The organism is Aporhodopirellula aestuarii (assembly GCF_023701485.1).
Lineage (GTDB): Bacteria > Planctomycetota > Planctomycetia > Pirellulales > Pirellulaceae > Rhodopirellula > Rhodopirellula aestuarii.
Window position 1 is genome coordinate 1 of the sequence record NZ_JAMQBK010000048.1, and the last position, 16,514, is coordinate 16,514.

The 16,514-nt window shown below is 57.3% G+C and carries 18 protein-coding genes; 11 read left to right on the top strand and 7 right to left on the bottom strand.

Going from position 1 to position 16,514, the window contains the following annotated elements:
* Window positions 1-58: 58 nt before the first annotated feature.
* The 3 genes from NB063_RS18220 to NB063_RS18230 all read right to left on the bottom strand — a co-directional run bounded on the left by NB063_RS18220 (window position 59) and on the right by NB063_RS18230 (window position 3,236).
* Window positions 59-871 (bottom strand): PP2C family protein-serine/threonine phosphatase, encoded by an 813-nt coding sequence (locus NB063_RS18220; protein ID WP_250930187.1) that lies wholly within the window; start codon window positions 869-871, stop codon window positions 59-61.
* Between the two features lie 69 nt (window positions 872-940).
* On the bottom strand, window positions 941-1,789 hold the full coding sequence (locus NB063_RS18225; RefSeq protein ID WP_250930188.1) for a serine/threonine-protein kinase: 849 nt from the start codon (window positions 1,787-1,789) through the stop codon (window positions 941-943).
* A 97-nt stretch (window positions 1,790-1,886) separates the two neighbouring features.
* Window positions 1,887-3,236: a GNAT family N-acetyltransferase gene (locus NB063_RS18230; RefSeq protein ID WP_250930189.1), complete on the bottom strand. Its 1,350-nt coding sequence runs from the start codon at window positions 3,234-3,236 to the stop codon at window positions 1,887-1,889.
* Window positions 3,237-3,362: 126 nt separating this feature from the next.
* On the opposite strand from NB063_RS18230, the gene NB063_RS18235 reads away from it, so the two are divergent.
* Entirely contained in the window at window positions 3,363-4,754 is a 1,392-nt protein-coding gene (locus tag NB063_RS18235) for an outer membrane protein assembly factor BamB family protein (RefSeq protein ID WP_250930190.1), read from the top strand.
* A 370-nt stretch (window positions 4,755-5,124) separates the two neighbouring features.
* Here NB063_RS18235 and NB063_RS18240 read toward each other — a convergent pair whose 3' ends face one another.
* Window positions 5,125-5,505 (bottom strand): WYL domain-containing protein, encoded by a 381-nt coding sequence (locus tag NB063_RS18240; RefSeq protein ID WP_250930191.1) that lies wholly within the window; start codon window positions 5,503-5,505, stop codon window positions 5,125-5,127.
* A gap of 369 nt (window positions 5,506-5,874) precedes the next feature.
* On the opposite strand from NB063_RS18240, the gene NB063_RS18245 reads away from it, so the two are divergent.
* From NB063_RS18245 to NB063_RS18285, 9 genes are all read left to right on the top strand, one after another.
* Window positions 5,875-6,906, top strand: a complete 1,032-nt coding sequence (locus NB063_RS18245; RefSeq protein WP_250930192.1) for a hypothetical protein — start codon at window positions 5,875-5,877, stop codon at window positions 6,904-6,906.
* Complete coding sequence (locus NB063_RS18250; RefSeq protein ID WP_250930193.1) at window positions 6,903-7,595, top strand: hypothetical protein; 693 nt, start codon at window positions 6,903-6,905, stop codon at window positions 7,593-7,595. The genes NB063_RS18245 and NB063_RS18250 overlap by 4 nt, the downstream gene beginning before the upstream one ends.
* Window positions 7,596-7,654: 59 nt before the next feature.
* Window positions 7,655-8,509, top strand: coding sequence for a sugar phosphate isomerase/epimerase family protein (locus NB063_RS18255; protein ID WP_250930194.1), 855 nt, complete (start codon window positions 7,655-7,657; stop codon window positions 8,507-8,509).
* Between the two features lie 131 nt (window positions 8,510-8,640).
* Complete coding sequence (gene aroF, locus NB063_RS18260) at window positions 8,641-9,717, top strand: 3-deoxy-7-phosphoheptulonate synthase (protein ID WP_250930195.1); 1,077 nt, start codon at window positions 8,641-8,643, stop codon at window positions 9,715-9,717.
* On the top strand, window positions 9,714-10,478 hold the full coding sequence (gene tpiA / locus NB063_RS18265) for a triose-phosphate isomerase (protein ID WP_250930196.1): 765 nt from the start codon (window positions 9,714-9,716) through the stop codon (window positions 10,476-10,478). Before aroF ends, tpiA begins: the two co-directional genes overlap by 4 nt.
* 82 nt (window positions 10,479-10,560) lie before the next feature.
* On the top strand, window positions 10,561-11,100 hold the full coding sequence (secG, locus tag NB063_RS18270; RefSeq protein WP_250930197.1) for a preprotein translocase subunit SecG: 540 nt from the start codon (window positions 10,561-10,563) through the stop codon (window positions 11,098-11,100).
* Between the two features lie 180 nt (window positions 11,101-11,280).
* Window positions 11,281-12,240 (top strand): YicC/YloC family endoribonuclease, encoded by a 960-nt coding sequence (locus tag NB063_RS18275; RefSeq protein WP_250930198.1) that lies wholly within the window; start codon window positions 11,281-11,283, stop codon window positions 12,238-12,240.
* A gap of 8 nt (window positions 12,241-12,248) precedes the next feature.
* Window positions 12,249-12,902, top strand: a complete 654-nt coding sequence (gene gmk, locus NB063_RS18280) for a guanylate kinase (protein ID WP_250930199.1) — start codon at window positions 12,249-12,251, stop codon at window positions 12,900-12,902.
* Window positions 12,887-13,159 (top strand): DNA-directed RNA polymerase subunit omega, encoded by a 273-nt coding sequence (locus NB063_RS18285; RefSeq protein WP_250930200.1) that lies wholly within the window; start codon window positions 12,887-12,889, stop codon window positions 13,157-13,159. The genes gmk and NB063_RS18285 overlap by 16 nt, the downstream gene beginning before the upstream one ends.
* Before the next feature lie 207 nt (window positions 13,160-13,366).
* On the opposite strand, the gene NB063_RS18290 is transcribed toward NB063_RS18285, so the two are convergent.
* The 3 genes from NB063_RS18290 to radC all read right to left on the bottom strand — a co-directional run bounded on the left by NB063_RS18290 (window position 13,367) and on the right by radC (window position 15,963).
* Window positions 13,367-14,116, bottom strand: a complete 750-nt coding sequence (locus tag NB063_RS18290; protein WP_250930201.1) for a sulfite exporter TauE/SafE family protein — start codon at window positions 14,114-14,116, stop codon at window positions 13,367-13,369.
* A gap of 14 nt (window positions 14,117-14,130) precedes the next feature.
* The gene (deoC, locus tag NB063_RS18295) at window positions 14,131-14,859 is read right to left on the bottom strand and encodes a deoxyribose-phosphate aldolase (RefSeq protein ID WP_250930202.1); all 729 of its coding nucleotides are present in this window, start codon (window positions 14,857-14,859) and stop codon (window positions 14,131-14,133) included.
* Between the two features lie 159 nt (window positions 14,860-15,018).
* Complete coding sequence (gene radC, locus NB063_RS18300) at window positions 15,019-15,963, bottom strand: RadC family protein (RefSeq protein WP_250930203.1); 945 nt, start codon at window positions 15,961-15,963, stop codon at window positions 15,019-15,021.
* A gap of 102 nt (window positions 15,964-16,065) precedes the next feature.
* On the opposite strand from radC, the gene NB063_RS18305 reads away from it, so the two are divergent.
* Entirely contained in the window at window positions 16,066-16,404 is a 339-nt protein-coding gene (locus NB063_RS18305) for a histidine triad nucleotide-binding protein (RefSeq protein WP_250930204.1), read from the top strand.
* The last annotated feature ends 110 nt before the right edge of the window (window positions 16,405-16,514 follow it).

The window sequence follows — 16,514 nt, forward strand, 5'->3', positions numbered from 1 at the left end:
GAAAATCAACAGGCTGCTAACGCCTCTGGCATGAGAGGCGAAATGCGTTCGAGACGAGCTACGGTGCCAGCAACAGCATCGCGAGGTCGTCCGGTTTGCCTGGCGATTCCGGTGAGGCCTGATTCATCCGGTCGCTCGCTAAACGGATCAACGCATTCATCCGGTCGAGAGGTTGGCCGACCCGCGCGAGTTGGCAGATTTCACTCAGATGCAAATTATCAAACAGCCCGTCGCTCGCGATCAACACGGTGTCGCGAGGGGCGAGGGGGATTGCGGGGCCGATTTCAATGTGCATCGTTCGTGAACCGACGAGGTTCGAAACGATGTGACGCTCGTCGTGGTGCATCGCGTCTTCCTCATCGAGCATGCCCGATTCGATCGCGTATCCGACGGGTGAATGCGATGTCGATTTCCATTTAACTGCACCTCGACCGCCGACGAAGATTGCCATCGAGTCACCGACTTGGTATCCGCGGGCAAGCCGGTTGTGCACTTCCACGACGCAGATCGTGGTCGCGGCGCCGGTGCCCATGTCGAGGATCTCTTCATTCGCTTTCTCGATGCCATCGAGAATTGCCGGACGCAGGTCTTCAGTCGAATCGAGGGCGGCAATGCTTTCAGCGAGACACTGCACTGCGATGGCTGAGGCTTTGTAGCCGACCGGGGCTCCGCCAACGCCATCGGCTACCGCCAACACGAGTCCGCCGTTGGGGATGCGAATGACAACAGCGCTGTCGTCATTGGGGTCCTCTTTGCCAGGACATGTTCGCGAGTACGCGACGATGTTTCCTTGGGCATCTCGAATCACAACGGGCGCATCCATCTCACTTTCGAGGTAGTACTGCACGGCTGAATCGAGGATGGCGGTCATGGAATCGGGATCCCGGAGGTCGACCATAATGGAAGCAAATGGGTGATAGAGTGAATGCGACGTAGAAGTTTACGCCGTTTTCCGATTCCGTTTTGCGAATCGGATCGCTTTTAGACGGGATTTCTCCCATGCTGCTTCCATTTTATCCGCATCGGCGAACCGGTCACGCGGTTTGACCGCAACGGATTTGCGGATAATCGCAATTAGGTCGGGGTGAACGCGTTTTCGGAGGGTCGCCGATCCGGGAAACGGCCATTCAAATGGGTATTCCGGCCACTTTCCCGAAAACATCCGGTAGGCGATCAATCCGAGCGAAAACACGTCGCTCCGTTTGGATGGCTTGCCCATTGCCTGTTCAGGGGCCATGTAACCAAGTGTCCCAGTCCCCGAGCCGCTGATCGTCTTCTGCGCCGCCTTGGCGATCCCGAAATCCCCCAGACGGAGCTGGTCGCCTTCGAACAGCAGCACGTTTTCGGGTTTGATGTCGCAGTGGATGACACCTTGTTCGTGGGCGTACGAGACGGCACTGAGTAACTGCGACGTGAATTCGAATGCGGTGTCGAAACCCATTCGATTTTTAAGTCTGTCGTCGAGTGTTCGGTTCGCCAGCGGTGTGACGATTACGAAACGACCATCGATGAAGCTGGCATCGCGGATCGCCAAAATATTGGGGTGTTCGAGCTCCATCGTCATCTTGGCTTCACGACGAAAGGCGTTGATGAGTTCGTCCGACAACCACTGGGCGTTCGGAATCTTCAACGCGACTTTGATCGATAGCAGCGTATCGGTGGCGGCAAACACATCCGCATATCCACCCCGGCCGATGCGACGATCGAGTCGGTATTTGCCGACCCGTCCGTTGACTCGCAGAGGAGCCAAAGTGCCAGGGTGTGCAGATGGATGGGACAATTTGGCCATGTTTACTTCATTCGCAGGAAACGCTCTGCACTTTGTAATAAGAACAGCAGCATATGACCAGTTGAACGTAGCATAGGGCTAAGAAAAAAACACAGCGTTAGTTATCAATCGGTTGATTCGCTGTCAGGTTGCACGGAGCTGTGAACGCGGATGCAAAGGAAAGGATAATCGGTCGCTCGCCAGTTTCATTGTCGTTTTCGTTGTCTGCGCCGGCAAGTTTTGCCGGGCCTTCGCGGAAGGATCGATCGTCCGTCGGCAGGAATTCGAGATAACGCTGATCGAACGCTTGTTCGAGAAACGGTGTTTGTACCAAAGGTCGACCGAGTCGTTTTCGGGCGATCTGTTTGCAGCGGAATGCGAGATCGCTCATCACGCGGTTGCATCGACCCTGCAGCGTGGGTGCGGCAACGGTTGCGTGGATCGATGGGATCGGCTGAGCATGAAGACGCTTTTTGTATTCTTCGTCGCCACGCATCAGATCAACACCGGGAGAGCCTAGATCGTGCGCGTGCTTCAAGATAAACGTGTTGAGCAACGCGCCCGGTTTGAGCTTTGCAAAATCGTAGTCCACGCCGGTGCTATAGCAGTACAGTCGGCCGTCGTCTCCGACCTGATACAACTGGGTCGCGATAACCTGTTCGACGCCGGTTTTGGGGTCGGTGCGAACGAGCGATGGCAAGAACAATCTGTCCTGCTCCAGCGATTCGAGGGCGGATTCGAGAATGAATTCTCTCATGCGGCGAGTGGCGTAGGTTCCCGGTTCTCCCTGAGATTGCCAGTGGCGTTGGTGGAGTTCGATGAGTTTCTCGACCGTTTCGGAGACCGATTGTTCGTCGCGCGCGATCCGAATTGAGAGCTCCGTTTTGCCATCGTCTGTTGATGCTTCGCCGATCTGCCTGAGGGCTTTTTGGTAGCGTCGCCGGGCTCCCTTGGAACTCGCTTTCAAGAACGTATCCCAGTTGTCCTGGCAGGGAACGAGCCAGATGTTCATGCGGGTCGTCAGTCGGATCGCGGCATCACGTCGTCCGAGTTCCAGCAGCAGTTCACGCATGCCTGGATCGCCTGCCACGATGCCATCGAACGCCAAGCGATCCCAGCCGAGCTCGGCATCGTTTGCGTTTTCGATCAGGAAGTCGGCGATCGCTGTGGTCACGATCGAAAGATTTTCGGGCCGGGCGAGAACCGAAACATGATCGGTGCACACGTTATCACCAGCGATTGTTTGCCAGCCTCGACGCCCGCATCGTTGAAGTGGCAGGACTCCCATGACATCGCCGTTGTCGTCCAAGACGGTGACAAATAGCAGTTCGTTCTCGAGTCCGAAATGCCGACACCATGGCTGCAACCAGGTGGATTGACGAAACGGTACGCCGCCCGCCAAAGCGTCCCATTGGGATACGTTCTTAAAGAGGCTGTCGGCGTGTCGGTAAGCGATGATGGTATTCATGCGAAAACCTAGGTTCTGTATTTCGCGAAAGGGTTCGCCGCCCCCATGGTTCGTCTACAATCTTGACCAGTGGGGGAGGCCTGTCCCTCACAACCCTCCCAACCCCTCCGCTTGAGATCTGCAGAAATGAGAGTCTTGGTTTTGTCGCGAAAACTGTCCATCTGTTTCGTATATGCGCTGACCGCAGTCATGGCCGCAGCTGCTTCGGTTTCACCAGCGGAGTCACCTGAAGCGGTCGTTGATGAAGCTGCAAAGGAGATCGCAGACGACTCATGGACTCGTTTTCATGGTCCCAACGGACGCGGGCTCGTGCCTACGGGCGGGTTGCCCGAGTCCTGGACGAGTGATGATTATCGATGGACGGTTCAGCTCGACGGTACCGATGTGGGGTCGCCGGTTGCGACCGACACCCAAGTCTTCTTGCTCGATTCGAGCGTTGAGCCAACGCGACCGGGAGCGTCCGGTTCGATTGATCTGGTCGCATTGGAACTTGCGTCTGGAAAGGAGCTTTGGCGACGTTCTCATCCGGTAGCGGATACCAAACGACATACTCGCAACTCGCCTGCATCCACCACACCAGCCGTTGCGGGCGACCGAGTTTACATCGCCTACGGTGACGCCGACGGAGCGTATTTGTATGCATACTCGCTCGATGGTGCCCCGTTGTGGCAGCGGCAACTTGGACCATGGTCAGGTGTGCACGGTTTTGGTACGAGTCCGATGGTGGTTGGCTCGCAAGTCATCCTGTTCAACTCGCAGCAAGCCGACCAGTTGGCTCCCTGGCAGGTCGCCGGTAGCAGTCGGATGATGTCGTTTGATGCCGCCACCGGTGAAGATTTGTGGAACACGCCGCTCCGCACGACCCGCCCGTCCTACGGTGTTCCCGCGGTGTACCGGCCTGAGGCGAACGGGACGTCATCGCAGTCGGATGCGGAGTGGCAACTCATTGCCGCCAACACGGGGAATGGGATGTTCGGGTTGGATGCCACGACCGGTGAGATGCTTTGGTCGCTAGATGTTTTTTCAAAACGATGTTGTGCGTCCCCTTTGTTGGTCGGTGACGTCGCCATCGCGAGTTGCGGCAGCGGTGGTGGCGGAAACGTTTTGTCGGCGGTTCGAATTCCCAAGCAACGTGGCGAGAAACCCGAGGAGTTGTTTCGCATCACCAGCGCCGCGCCGTACGTGCCCTCGGCGGTGGCGAAAGACGGGTTGCTCTTTACCGTCGCAGATTCGGGGATCGCGAGTTGCTTTGACCTGAATGATCAGGGACGCAAAGTTTGGAGCCAGCGATTGGGTGGGAACTTTGGCGCTTCGCCCGTGATCGTCGGCGATCAGTTACTGATGATCTCGCTCGATGGTACGGCGCATGTCACGCAAGCGAGCGGAACGCGGGGACCGGTCAGCCGTTTCGAATTGGGAGGGAAAGTGGGAGCCACGCCTGCCATTTCCTCGCGGTGTTTGCTCCTCCGGGTCGGATCCAAACTGCACTGTCTCCGCATCGAGGGCTTGGAGTCGTAGCGGAACGGGGATTCCAGCAAACGGTCGCTGATGCCTTGGGTAAGGTTGTCTCGCTACATAGCCGGTGGCAGGCGAGACGAATGCCCGATGAGTGAGCAGAGGCGAACGCAGGCACTTCAGACGTCAACGTTGGGTGCCAGCGAAGTGTGGAAGCGTTCGCAGAAATGACCTCTTGTCGCGACCGGCGGTGGGGCGCCGATCACGACTCGAGCGCGACCCGAGTCATTCGCAGGACAGGAAAATATCCTGTCAGGAATTTTCCTCGGCACGCCCCTTGAGGTGCCGATAAGGCTCTGCGTGGACCGCTATGTTGCTTTAGCGGTCGTGTGGCAACCTTAGGTGTTCGGGGGGCGGACGCAATAGTGTATTTTTACACCTCGACGGCAAGGGGTTGTGAATCGTCCGAACTAGTTGGGGCGTCTAGGGGAACGATTGGCACGGGCATGATGATTTGGTCGCTACGTACCATTCGGAAGTTGCAACAGCGATCCAGGTAGAATTGCCGAGGTTCTTCCCGGCAGAGGCACAAGCCAAGGAACCGATCTTTGGCGGCAAATCGAATCGGACTGACAGTGCGGCGGGTGCGTTTTCCTTTGCTGTCAGAGTATTCGAACTCAACGACCCATTCGTCGGCGTCCAGCATTGCGGTGCGAAGCATTTGCATGCTCGACATCGGTTTGCGTCGGCGGGGAGGTGCGACGGCAACCGCGGTCGGGGCGACGGGATCGAGGTAAAGCGTGGCAGTGGACATGATTAATTGGGGGTGCAGTGGTGTGGATTCCATTGGGATTCGATCCCGTGTCTCGTTACGGAGATGATCGCCAGACGCCGTGACACGTTTGGTCACCGACGGCGATTTTGTGTCCAAATAGCGTGTTTTGCGGTGTTTTGTCGTGGATGCGCCGCCGGAGTTCCGATCGCCGTGATGTCGCAATGACCAGGTTGGAATTACAGGGGCATGCTCTTGGAGGCGTTTTTCGGCCAGAACGATCTCGACAGTGTGGGGGTGGGCTGGGCTATGATCCGTCGCTGACGACGTCCTGGTGGATGCAGCCGCGATGCATTTTGCCGTGAACAACACCAACCCAACCTCTTACTCGCTTGCTGCGGGAGTCTCTGTTTGCTCTGGCCGCTATTGCCTTATCGAATCGTTGCGACCACCGTCCTGGCGTTGTGGATGGTGGGCGGGGGCGACGTGTCGGCGCAGTTCGCTCCGGCTTACCCCCAATCTCCACCCGAGCGGCTCACGTTGAACGCGCCGCAGAACGCTGACGTGCCGCTACGTTTGGAGGCTCCGAATCTCGGCTTTGCCAACACCCGTTTTCCGCAACCTGATTTCATGCCGGCTACTCCGAAGCCGTTGCCCGCGCGGCCAGGGTTCTCGATGACGTCGGACCAAACACGTCAGTCGGTGCAGTGGTTGGCTGACCAGTTAATGCTGCATGTTCCTCGCCGGATTGAGGGCGACGACGATTGGGGACAGACGAAAAAAGTATGGGCGGGGGTGAAAGTTCATCGCGACGGATGGGAATTGAAGACCAACCGGCGATGGCGTGAGTTGCGCCACGGACGATGGGTCCGGTATGAAATCCAGCTGCCGCCGAGGAGGCTCGAACGTAGCGATGTCGAAGTCGATGGGGTTCCCATTTTGGCTGCCATCGATCGATCCGACGTCCCCGATGCGATCCAGATTCATTCCGTTACCGCCGTGACGACCGACGCAGGATTTCGACGCTGGCAAGTCGACGCGTCGATGTACACGCCCGCCACCTTTGCCGTTCGAGTGGAACGTTGGAATCTTGGAGCGCAGTGGTACAGCATCGAAATCATCGGCAAGATGCAGTTGCAAATGCGATCGGTACTGACGATGGCGATGGAAGCCGATTTCGCGGAAGTGCCCCCCGCGATGCAGTTGGACGTGCAGGTCAAAAGTGCTTCGCTGAACGTTGCCGGATTTGAGGTCGATCGAATCAGCAAGCTGGGCGGAGATGTCGCCGAAGAGTTAGGCGATTTGGCGGAAAAGACCGTGGGTAAAATATGGGTGAACAAGGAAAACGCTCGCTTGGCCGCTCGTTTGAACAAAGCGATTGCCGACAATCGTGACTCACTGCGGTGGTCGATGGCCGATTGGCTTGTTCAATTAACGCAATGAACTTTCTATGTCACGCGTTGCCTGCTCTCAATTCGCCGTCGCTCGAATCATCGATCCGCGCGGTCTGCACGGGGATACCTGATTTCTTGTCTGTGATCGATCGAAGGATTCGTGCACGGGGGCGTGCTGCGGAGCCGTTTTTGCAGTCGGAGGATCCTGTCATGCGAGGCGTGGCCGGAGGGATCACGGCTCATGTCGCGGACGACCGGTGGTTCCACGGCGGTGAGACGTTTGCTCGGATGAACCTCGAATTTGCCGTTCAATTGCGAGACCGCTTGCCCGGTGATTCCGGTTTTCGCCCCTCCTTCGTCGGTCATATCCTGATCGAGATGTTGCTGGACGCCAATTATGTGATTCATCAGCGGCAATGGGCGGATTGTTATTACGATCTGTTCGACCAGGTGCCGATCGAAGAGATCGCGCGGTGCGTCAATCGAATTTCGGGACGGCCGACGGATCGGATCCCAGAAACGATGCGGCGATTCGCGGAGATCCGATTCCTCTATGATTACGCCGATGACGAGCAGTTGTTGATGCGGCTCAATCAGGTCATGGCGCGTGTCGGTTTGGCGAAGCTGCCCGATGAAGTCGGACAATGGCTGCCCGAAGCCCGTGCCGAGGTCTTGCAAAACCATTCGCGGTTGCTCAGTCACCCGGGGCAATCGACGCCCTACCCGCCGCTAGATTAGACTTTCGCCCCTGAAGTTTACGCTCCTGTTTCCCCCACGAGTTAGGTTGAGAGAATCCGATGAAGTATGGCATGAATCTGTTGTTGTGGTCCGGCGAAGTGACCGCGGAGATGTTGCCGGTTTGCGAGCAACTCAAAGAGGCCGGCTACGATGGTGTCGAACTGCCGATGTTCAACCTCGACCTGGACTACGCCGCGTTAGGCAAACAACTCGATTCGCTCGGATTGGGGCGGACGGCGGTGACGATTCGTAACGAAGGCGACAACCCGATTTCATGCGACCCGGCTATCCGGAAACTGGGTGTGGAGCTCAACAAAAAGACGCTCGATTGCTGTGCCGCAGCGGGAGTCGAAACACTCGTCGGTCCCTATCACTCGGCGATCGGTTTGTTCAGCGGAAACGGCCCGACCGAAGATGAGTGGAAGTGGGGCGTGGAAAGCATGCGGGAGACCGCCGAATACGCCGGTTCGGTCGGTGTCCGATTGGGCGTCGAGGCCTTGAACCGGTTCGAGTGTTATTTCTTGAACACCCACGCTGATTCGGCACGGTTCGTTCGCGAAGTCGATCATCCGGCATGTGGAATGATGTATGACACCTTCCACAGCAACATCGAAGAGAAAAGCGTCACGGATGCGGTCAATGCGGGTGGCGACAAACTGTTCCATATCCACATCAGCGAGAACGATCGCAGCACCCCCGGAACCGGCGGGATCAATTGGCAGGAGAACTTCGATGCCATCGCCGCCTGCGGATATGACGGTTGGTTGGTGATCGAGGCATTCGGATTGGCTCTGCCGGAAATTGCGGCGGCGACGAAGATTTGGCGTCGTATGTTCAGCGACGAAATGACGCTGGCCCGCGAAGGACTCGCGTTCATGAAGTCCGAAATCGAGAAACGCAAGGCAAAAGCCTAGCTGAGAGGCTCGGACGTGGTTGCCCACTCCCCCTAACCTCCTCTCGACGATTCGGCCGCGTGGCTGGTAAGTTATTGCCTCCGATTGAGGGGCAATTGGTCTTTTTAAGTTCGCCTTGCAGGCAATTCGTCGTGATTTTAATTCTGAAAAACGGTGCGACTGACGAGCAAATCGACCATGTCATCCGACGGGTCGAGGGCATGGGGCTGCAATCTCACCTCAGCCGCGGCACCTATCGGACCATCATCGGGCTAATCGGCGACGAATCGGTGGTCAACAAAGAGGCCCTCCTGACGTTGCCCGGTGTGGCCCAGGTGATCCCTGTGCTGCCGCCCTACAAACTCGCCTCTCGCGAAGCGCACCCCGAATCGAGCGTGATTGACGTCTCGGGCGTGAAGATCGGCGGGGGAAATCTCGGCATGATCGCCGGGCCATGCAGTGTGGAGGATCGCGACCGGATGATGCGGATCGCCGAAAGCGTCTGCAAATCAGGAGCAAACGTGTTTCGCGGGGGGGCCTACAAACCGCGAACGAGCCCGTACGCGTTTCAAGGTCTTGGCGAAAAAGGGCTGCAAATTCTCCGCGAAGTGGGAGATCGCTTCGGCGTCCCCGTCGTCACCGAAGTCACCGATCCCCGCAACGTCGAATTGGTCGCTCAGTATGCGGATATGTTGCAGGTTGGGGCCCGCAATATGCAGAATTTCGTTCTGTTGACCGAAGTCGGCAAGAGCCGCCGCCCCGTGCTGCTCAAGCGGGGCATGAGTGCGACGATTGCTGATCTTTTGATGAGTGCCGAATACATCTTGTCCGAAGGCAATTCGAACGTCGTTCTATGCGAGCGGGGCGTCAAAGGTTTTGACCCTTCGACTCGTAATCTCTTTGATGTTGCTGCCGTGCCGGTGGTCCAAGGGTTGACGCACTTGCCAATCATCGTCGATCCTTCGCATGCGACCGGGCGACCCGATTTGATCCCGCCGTGTGCATTAGCGGGGCTCGCCGCCGGGGCGGACGGGGTGCATATCGAAGTGCATGATTGCCCCGAAGAGGCAAAGAGCGATGGACCGCAGGCATTATTGCCTGAACAATACGAACAAATTTCGCATCAAATGCGATTGATGGCCGATCTGCTCGGCAAAACGATTTCACCGTTGGCGTCATCCGCTGGCGGGTCCACACCACCTAAACCACCAACCGAGGCTCACGCGTGACTCGTCGTATCTTGATCGCCGGTAACTGGAAAATGAACATGCGTTCGGCATCGGCCGCTTCGCTCGCCAAGGGAATCGTTGACGCTGTGGGCAAATCGCCTGCCGTTGAAATCGCCCTTTGCCCACCTGCGGTGTATCTCTCTTCGGTTTCCGAAGTGACCGCCGGCACACCCGTGGAATTGGGGGCTCAAAACCTCTACGCCGCCGAAGATGGTGCCTACACAGGTGAAGTCAACGCGTCGATGTTGACCGATGTCGGGTGTCAATTCGTGATCCTCGGGCACAGCGAGCGTCGCCAATTGATGGGCGAAACCGATGCCGACGTGAGCAAGAAATTGCACGCGGCCTTGGCGGGAAACCTCGTCCCGATCGTCTGCGTCGGCGAAACGCTCGAACAACGTGAGTCGGACGAAACTGAAGCGGTGATCGAATCACAAATCCGCGGTTCGCTCGAGGGGCTCGACGAAGCCCGGGCGGCCGGAATCGTGATCGCTTACGAACCGGTTTGGGCGATCGGAACCGGGAAAGTGGCCTCCAAGGAGCAAGCCGAGGCGGTTCACGCGTTTATCCGTGACTTACTTGGTAAAATGTTCACGCCCGGCGTGGCGGAACAAATCCGTATTCAGTACGGTGGCAGCGTGAAGCCCGGCAATGCTGCCGAATTGCTCTCACAACCAAACATTGACGGAGCCCTCGTGGGTGGTGCCAGCCTCAAGGTTGAGGATTTTGTTGGCATCATTACCGCGGCGCCCGCTTCCTAGCATCGCCGAAGACATCCTGTCTTTCGGACGCATTCCAAACGAACCTCCCACGCATTCGGTTCCTAGAACGGACTGACAAACCATGACCATTTCCTTTCACCTCACCCAATTCTGTCCGCTGGCCAACTTTGGCAGCATGGTTTTAGGCATGCTGATGGCATTCCTATCTGTGTTCTTGATCATGTTGATCTTGCTGCAACGCGGTCGCGGTGGCGGACTCAGCGGCGCTCTTGGGGGTGCCGGTGGTCAAAGTGCGTTCGGTTCCAAGGCCGGCGATACGTTTACCGTGTTGACCATTTCCTTGGCCGGCGTGTGGATTTTTGTCTGTGCGTTCGCGATGTGGTCGCTTGGGATGCACGCTCCCGCCGTTGCCGATCTGATCGAGCCTGAAATCAGCGCTGGTCCCGGATCGGATGACGCCGAAGACATCACCAGCGGTCTGGTGATCCCGACCAACGAAGAAAATGATTCGAACAGCGGCACGGGCGATTTGGTGCCTGCAGGTTCCGACTCGGAAACAAGTGAAGATTCGGTGTCGTCGGCTGATGATGCCGCCGTCGAAGAAACGGAAGAATTGGCTGCTGACGATTCCGAGCCTTCGGCCGAATCGACGACGGAATAAACTCCGCGCCACACTCTCAGTCAGTGCTTCGTCAAACCTGAACTTGTGGGTTGCCTGAACCGGTTCGCGTCCTGCCGCCAAAAGATTTAGCGGAACGGCGAACGCTGTCCGGTCCCACACCAAATTTTATCGCTGACAAAGCACTCAGTAACATTTGTATTTTTTTGATCGCCTAACTTCATGACTGACGTTCTTTTCCCGCATTTGCGAAGCATGACCGGGCAAGGACGCAGCGAAATCTGCGGCGACGAAGGTACGCTCGTTGTCGAACTGCGATCGGTCAACCATCGCGGTTTGAAACTGGTCCTGCGGACGAACGAGGCGCTCAATGCCTACGAGGGTGTGATTACCGAAGCACTGCGTGGGCGAATTGAACGCGGCACCGTGACCGTTCACGCGACGCTCAAGCCGCCGCCGGGCCAGGATCTTCCTCGCGTCAATCAGGCAGCGGTTTCCGCCTACGCTCGCGGTCTTTCCGAAGCCGTCGAGGGGCTGTCCATTGCCACCCAAATCGACCTGAGCGGTTTGTTGACGTTGCCAGGCGTGCTTTCGGCCGAGGCCAATGAAGATGACACAGACGAAGCACGTGAGCGACGACGGCAATTCATTGCCGAAGGCGTCGTATCCGCTGTCGAGCGATTCAACCGGATGCGGCACCACGAAGCCGTGGCGATGGGGCGTGTCCTGCAGTCGGAGCTATCCACGATTCAGGAGCGGGCGGCACTGATTCAAACGCTCGCCCCCGGGGTGATCGAGCGTTATCGCGCTCGGCTGCTCGAAAAAATTCAAAAGATGCTCGCCGAGCATCATCTGCCGGTCGAACCGGTGGAGATTGTTCGCGAGGTGCAATTGTTCGCCGATCGCAGCGACATCAGCGAGGAGCTCACCCGATTGGCGAGTCACCTGGAGCTGTTTCGCAGCGTGTTGGAGGGAACCCACCCGGCGGATTCGAAATCAGATTCGGGTAGCGAGATCGCGAATGAAGCGGTCGGTCGTAAGCTCGATTTCATCATTCAAGAGATGTTTCGCGAAACCAACACGATCGGTAGCAAAGCGGGTAACGCCAAAATTGCCGAGCACATTGTCGAAATCAAATGTGCAATCGAGCGGATGCGAGAACTCGTCCAGAATTTGGAGTGATTGCCGTTATGTCATTAAAAGCAGACCCCGAAACCGTCGGCACATCACCTGCCCCGGGTGACCCTGCCTCGTCCAAAGGGAAGCTTGTGATTATCTCGGGCCCCAGCGGTTCGGGGAAATCCACGGTCACAAAACGCCTCCGCGAAGTCTGTCCGTTGCCGTTGGCGGCTTCGATCTCTGCCACCACTCGGGAGCCCCGAGATGGCGAAGTGGACGGAGTGGACTATTTTTTCCTCTCCGAGGAAGAGTTTCAGCGGCGGCGTGAGGCGGGTGAATTCCTCGAGTCGAAACAGGTTTTCAGCCTCGGGCACTGGTACGGAACCCTAGCTGATCAAGTTGCCACTGGCCTAAACGCAGGAAAGTGGGTAATTTTAGAGATTGACGTACAAGGCGCCCTGGCGGTGCTGGAGGATCACCGGTACGCCCCGATCACGATTTTTATTCATCCCGGCAGCATGACCGAGCTCGAGCGAAGGCTTCGAGACCGGGGCACCGAGACGGAAGTCGCGATCCAGGCACGCCTCAAGACCGCCGCCGGCGAAATGGAATCCCGCAGCGTCTACCAACACCAAGTCATCAATGACACGGTCGACCAAGCGGTCGATGAGATCTGTCACATTCTGCAAATTCACAAGGAATCCACTTCGTGCTCGAAGAACTAAAAGAAGAAGAGATCGTCAACAAGGTCGGCGGACGATTCAAGCTGAGTACGCTGATTCAAAAACGATTGGTCCAGCTCAATCAAGGTTCCCGTGCGCTCGTGAACATCGACACCCACGATAAAATGTCGATCGTGTTGCAGGAAATCATGCAAAACAAGATCTTCCTCAACCTCGATAACGAAGTCGATACGGTCGAAGATTTGGATGCGTTGATCGCCTCCGCCGAAGCACCCGAATTGGATGCATCGGATCTCTAAGATCTGATCCTAAATTCTCTCATCCCTCGCCGGGCATCGAAGCCTGCGAGAGGATTCCGGTGATTCACGCGGGCGGGCGCTCCGTCCACCAGGCGTTCTCTACCGTCCACGCCGCCCTGCCCCGTCGTTTGTATTACAACGGCAGCTGATTCCGGGTGGCTTGTCGCTGCGCGATGAGCGGATTGAGCTCGACCCCAGACGACTGATTCACGGGAGGATCAGTTTGATGCCGGTGGCCAGCATCACGACGACCAGAAAGAAGAACACGAATCGACTGCCTCGTTCGATCGCCAGTTTAGCGCCGACCACGCCACCGGCGACGTTGCCGACCGCCATCACGAGTCCGGGCACCCAGTCGATCATGCCGTAAATCATAAAAACAGTGGCCGCAGCGAGAGTGACGCAAAATCCGATGCTGTTCTTGATCGCGTTGGAGGAAACGAGTTTTGAGTTGGTGAAGTAGCTCATCGCGAGCAGCAACAGAATTCCCATGCCGGCTTGAATGAATCCGACATAAACACCGATCGCGAAGAACACCGGGAATCGAAACGCGACCGGATAAGTCGCATGGTCACTGGAGTCGAGGAAGCGTTTCGGGTTGGCGAGCAGCAGAATCGCCATCGCGATGAACATCACTCCGAATAAACGTTCGAAAGTTTCTGCGGGCAAGTGAATGGCGAGCAGGGCACCGACTGGGACGCCCAATAGCGTCGGAGTGGCGAGTCGGACCGTGGCGGCCGTATCCAGGTGACCGTGTTTACGGAACGTTGCGACGGCCGCGGCGGTGGAACAGAGGATCGCGATCCGGTTAGTGGCGTTGGCAGTTTTCGGGTCGAGACCGAACAGCAGCAACGCGGGCAGGGTCAGGAAAGAGCCACCACCGGCCACGGTGTTGACGATGCCCGCCAAGAACCCTGCGACCACGAGCGAGCCGTAGAGGAGAATCTGCCAAATCAAAAGAGTCTCGATTCCTAGTAGCTCGATTCGGACGATGATCCGGCCGAAATTGAAATGGGCGGCAGGCCAAGTTCTTCCCTGAGTGGATCGAGGATCGCTTGTGTCCGGCTGGCACCGCATCGGGAGACGCCAATCTCGCGAACTTCGCGTAGGCCTTTGAGATCACGCACACCACCGGCCGCTTTGACCTGCACATGATCGGCGGCGTGTTTCCGCATCAAACGCAGATCGTCGAGTGTCGCGCCGCTGGTGCCGAACCCCGTCGACGTCTTGACCCAATCGGCATTGAGTTCCGAACAGATCTCGCACAGCCGGATCTTTTGGTCGTCATTGAGGTAACAGTTTTCGAAAATCACTTTAACTTTCTGCCCCACTTCATGAGCGACTCCGATCACCGCGGCGATGTCGCTGCGAACGTACTCCCACCCGCCACTGACGACGCTGCTGATGTTGACGACCATGTCGAGCTCTTCACATCCATCGGCGAGGGCACGTAACGCCTCGGCTCGTTTCACTTCGGTAGTGTTGGCTCCATGGGGGAAGCCGATCACGGTTGACGTTTTAACGTTGCTACCGGCGAGCATTTCGGCGAGACGAGGAACATAAAACGGCATGATGCACACGCTCGCGACATCGTACGCGAGCGCCATCCTGACACCTGCCTCAATCTCCTCGCTCGTCATGTTTGGAGTGAGCAACGCGTGGTCGATCATCTTGGCGAGGTCGTTGTATGGCAAACTCATGTTGCGTGCTCAGAGGATTCGGTGCGTGAGGACAAACGTCTGGAAGAGACGCCGAGTCGTTCTTCGGACGGCGCCGGGGTGCCCGTGAAAAGGCCGGCGATTCTAGCACGACGCGTAGCCCACCGCCATGTCGCGGACTGATGCGAGAGGGCGGGTTCACTAGCATTCGCGGATGCTGACACAGCGTTGTTTTGCGACCACGATATGGTCGAGAACCGAGATGCCGATCAGTTTGCCCGCTTCGGTCAATCGTTCGGTTACTGAGCGATCTTCACGGCTCGGCGTCGGATCGCCTGAGGGATGATTGTGTACCAATAAGACTGCTGCGGCTGCGTCACGGATCGCAGGCCGGAACACTTCACGCGGGTGCACGAGCGAAGCATCGAGCGTGCCGATGGTGATGCGGTGGGTGCGGATGGGTTTGTGTTTGGTGTCGAGCGTGACGATGTGGAATTCTTCTTGGACGGCATCGCCGGCGAGGTATGCGAACTTTTCGGCGCAGTACTGTGTTGCCTCAATCGTGCTGGTGATCTTGTGAATCACCACGGGGCGTTCACGCAGTGCTTCGGTGGCGCGTTTACCGAGTTCGAGGGCGGCGAGAATTTGGCAGTAGCTCGCTTTAGTTACCGCTGGCGTGATGTTGCGGAGTTCGGGCAATCCGGCGTCGCGGAGGCGATCGAGTTCACCATGAAATCGGTTAGCGAGTTTTTGGGCGCCGGTTACGGCGGATTCACCGACAATGCCAACGCGAATCAGGATCGCCAGGAGATCGGCATCCGATAACGAGGCGGCACCGAGTCGCATCAACCGCTCACGCGGACGTTCCTGCTCGGGCGTCTGTTTGACCTGATCCCCATGAATTCGTCGATCGATCCATTGGTTGACCAATCGAATGGGATCTCCCTCAGCCCACTCGTAAAGAATTTCGTCATCTTCACGGACGGTTTCCAGAACGCCTGCCCGAACGACTTCGTTGATCGTCCGGGTGACGAACCCCGCGGCTTCTTCGTCGACGAGTTCCGACATTTCGCTGCGTCGGAACCGAGCCATTTGAGCGAGCGGATAGAGTACGCTTTGATAACGTTGTCGTCGCTGTTCACTCATCGGCGGCGTGTCCGTGATCGAGTCGGTGGGTTGTCGTATCGCGCACGCACTCGAGAATAGGCGAGCCGATTTTTCCAATTGAGTTTCCCGAGGTCCCGTCCCATGCCGAGCATTTTCAGCAAAATCATTTCCCGAGAGATCCCCGCAGACATCGTATACGAAGACGACGTGTGTTTGGCGTTTCGCGACATCGCCCCCAAGGCACCCGTGCACATCCTCGTGATCCCCAAACACGAGATCGTTTCGTTGGCCGATTTGAGTGAATCCGATGAAGCGTTGATGGGTCGATGCGTCGTCGCGGCATCAAAAATCGCGGCATCGGAAGGTCTTTCGGGCGGCTACCGACTCATCGTGAATTGTGGCGAAGATGGCGGCCAAGAGGTTCCGCATCTGCATTTTCACTTGATGGGTGGCCGAAAAATGACCTGGCCGCCCGGTTGATTTTTGAAGCGGCTGGGGCGGACTCCCTGGAGGAATGGCCTTTCGTCAGTGTGGCGTTTCTGGCCTCGGAATTGTCCCTTGCGGTTTAGGTAAAGTTTGCGGGCTGAGTG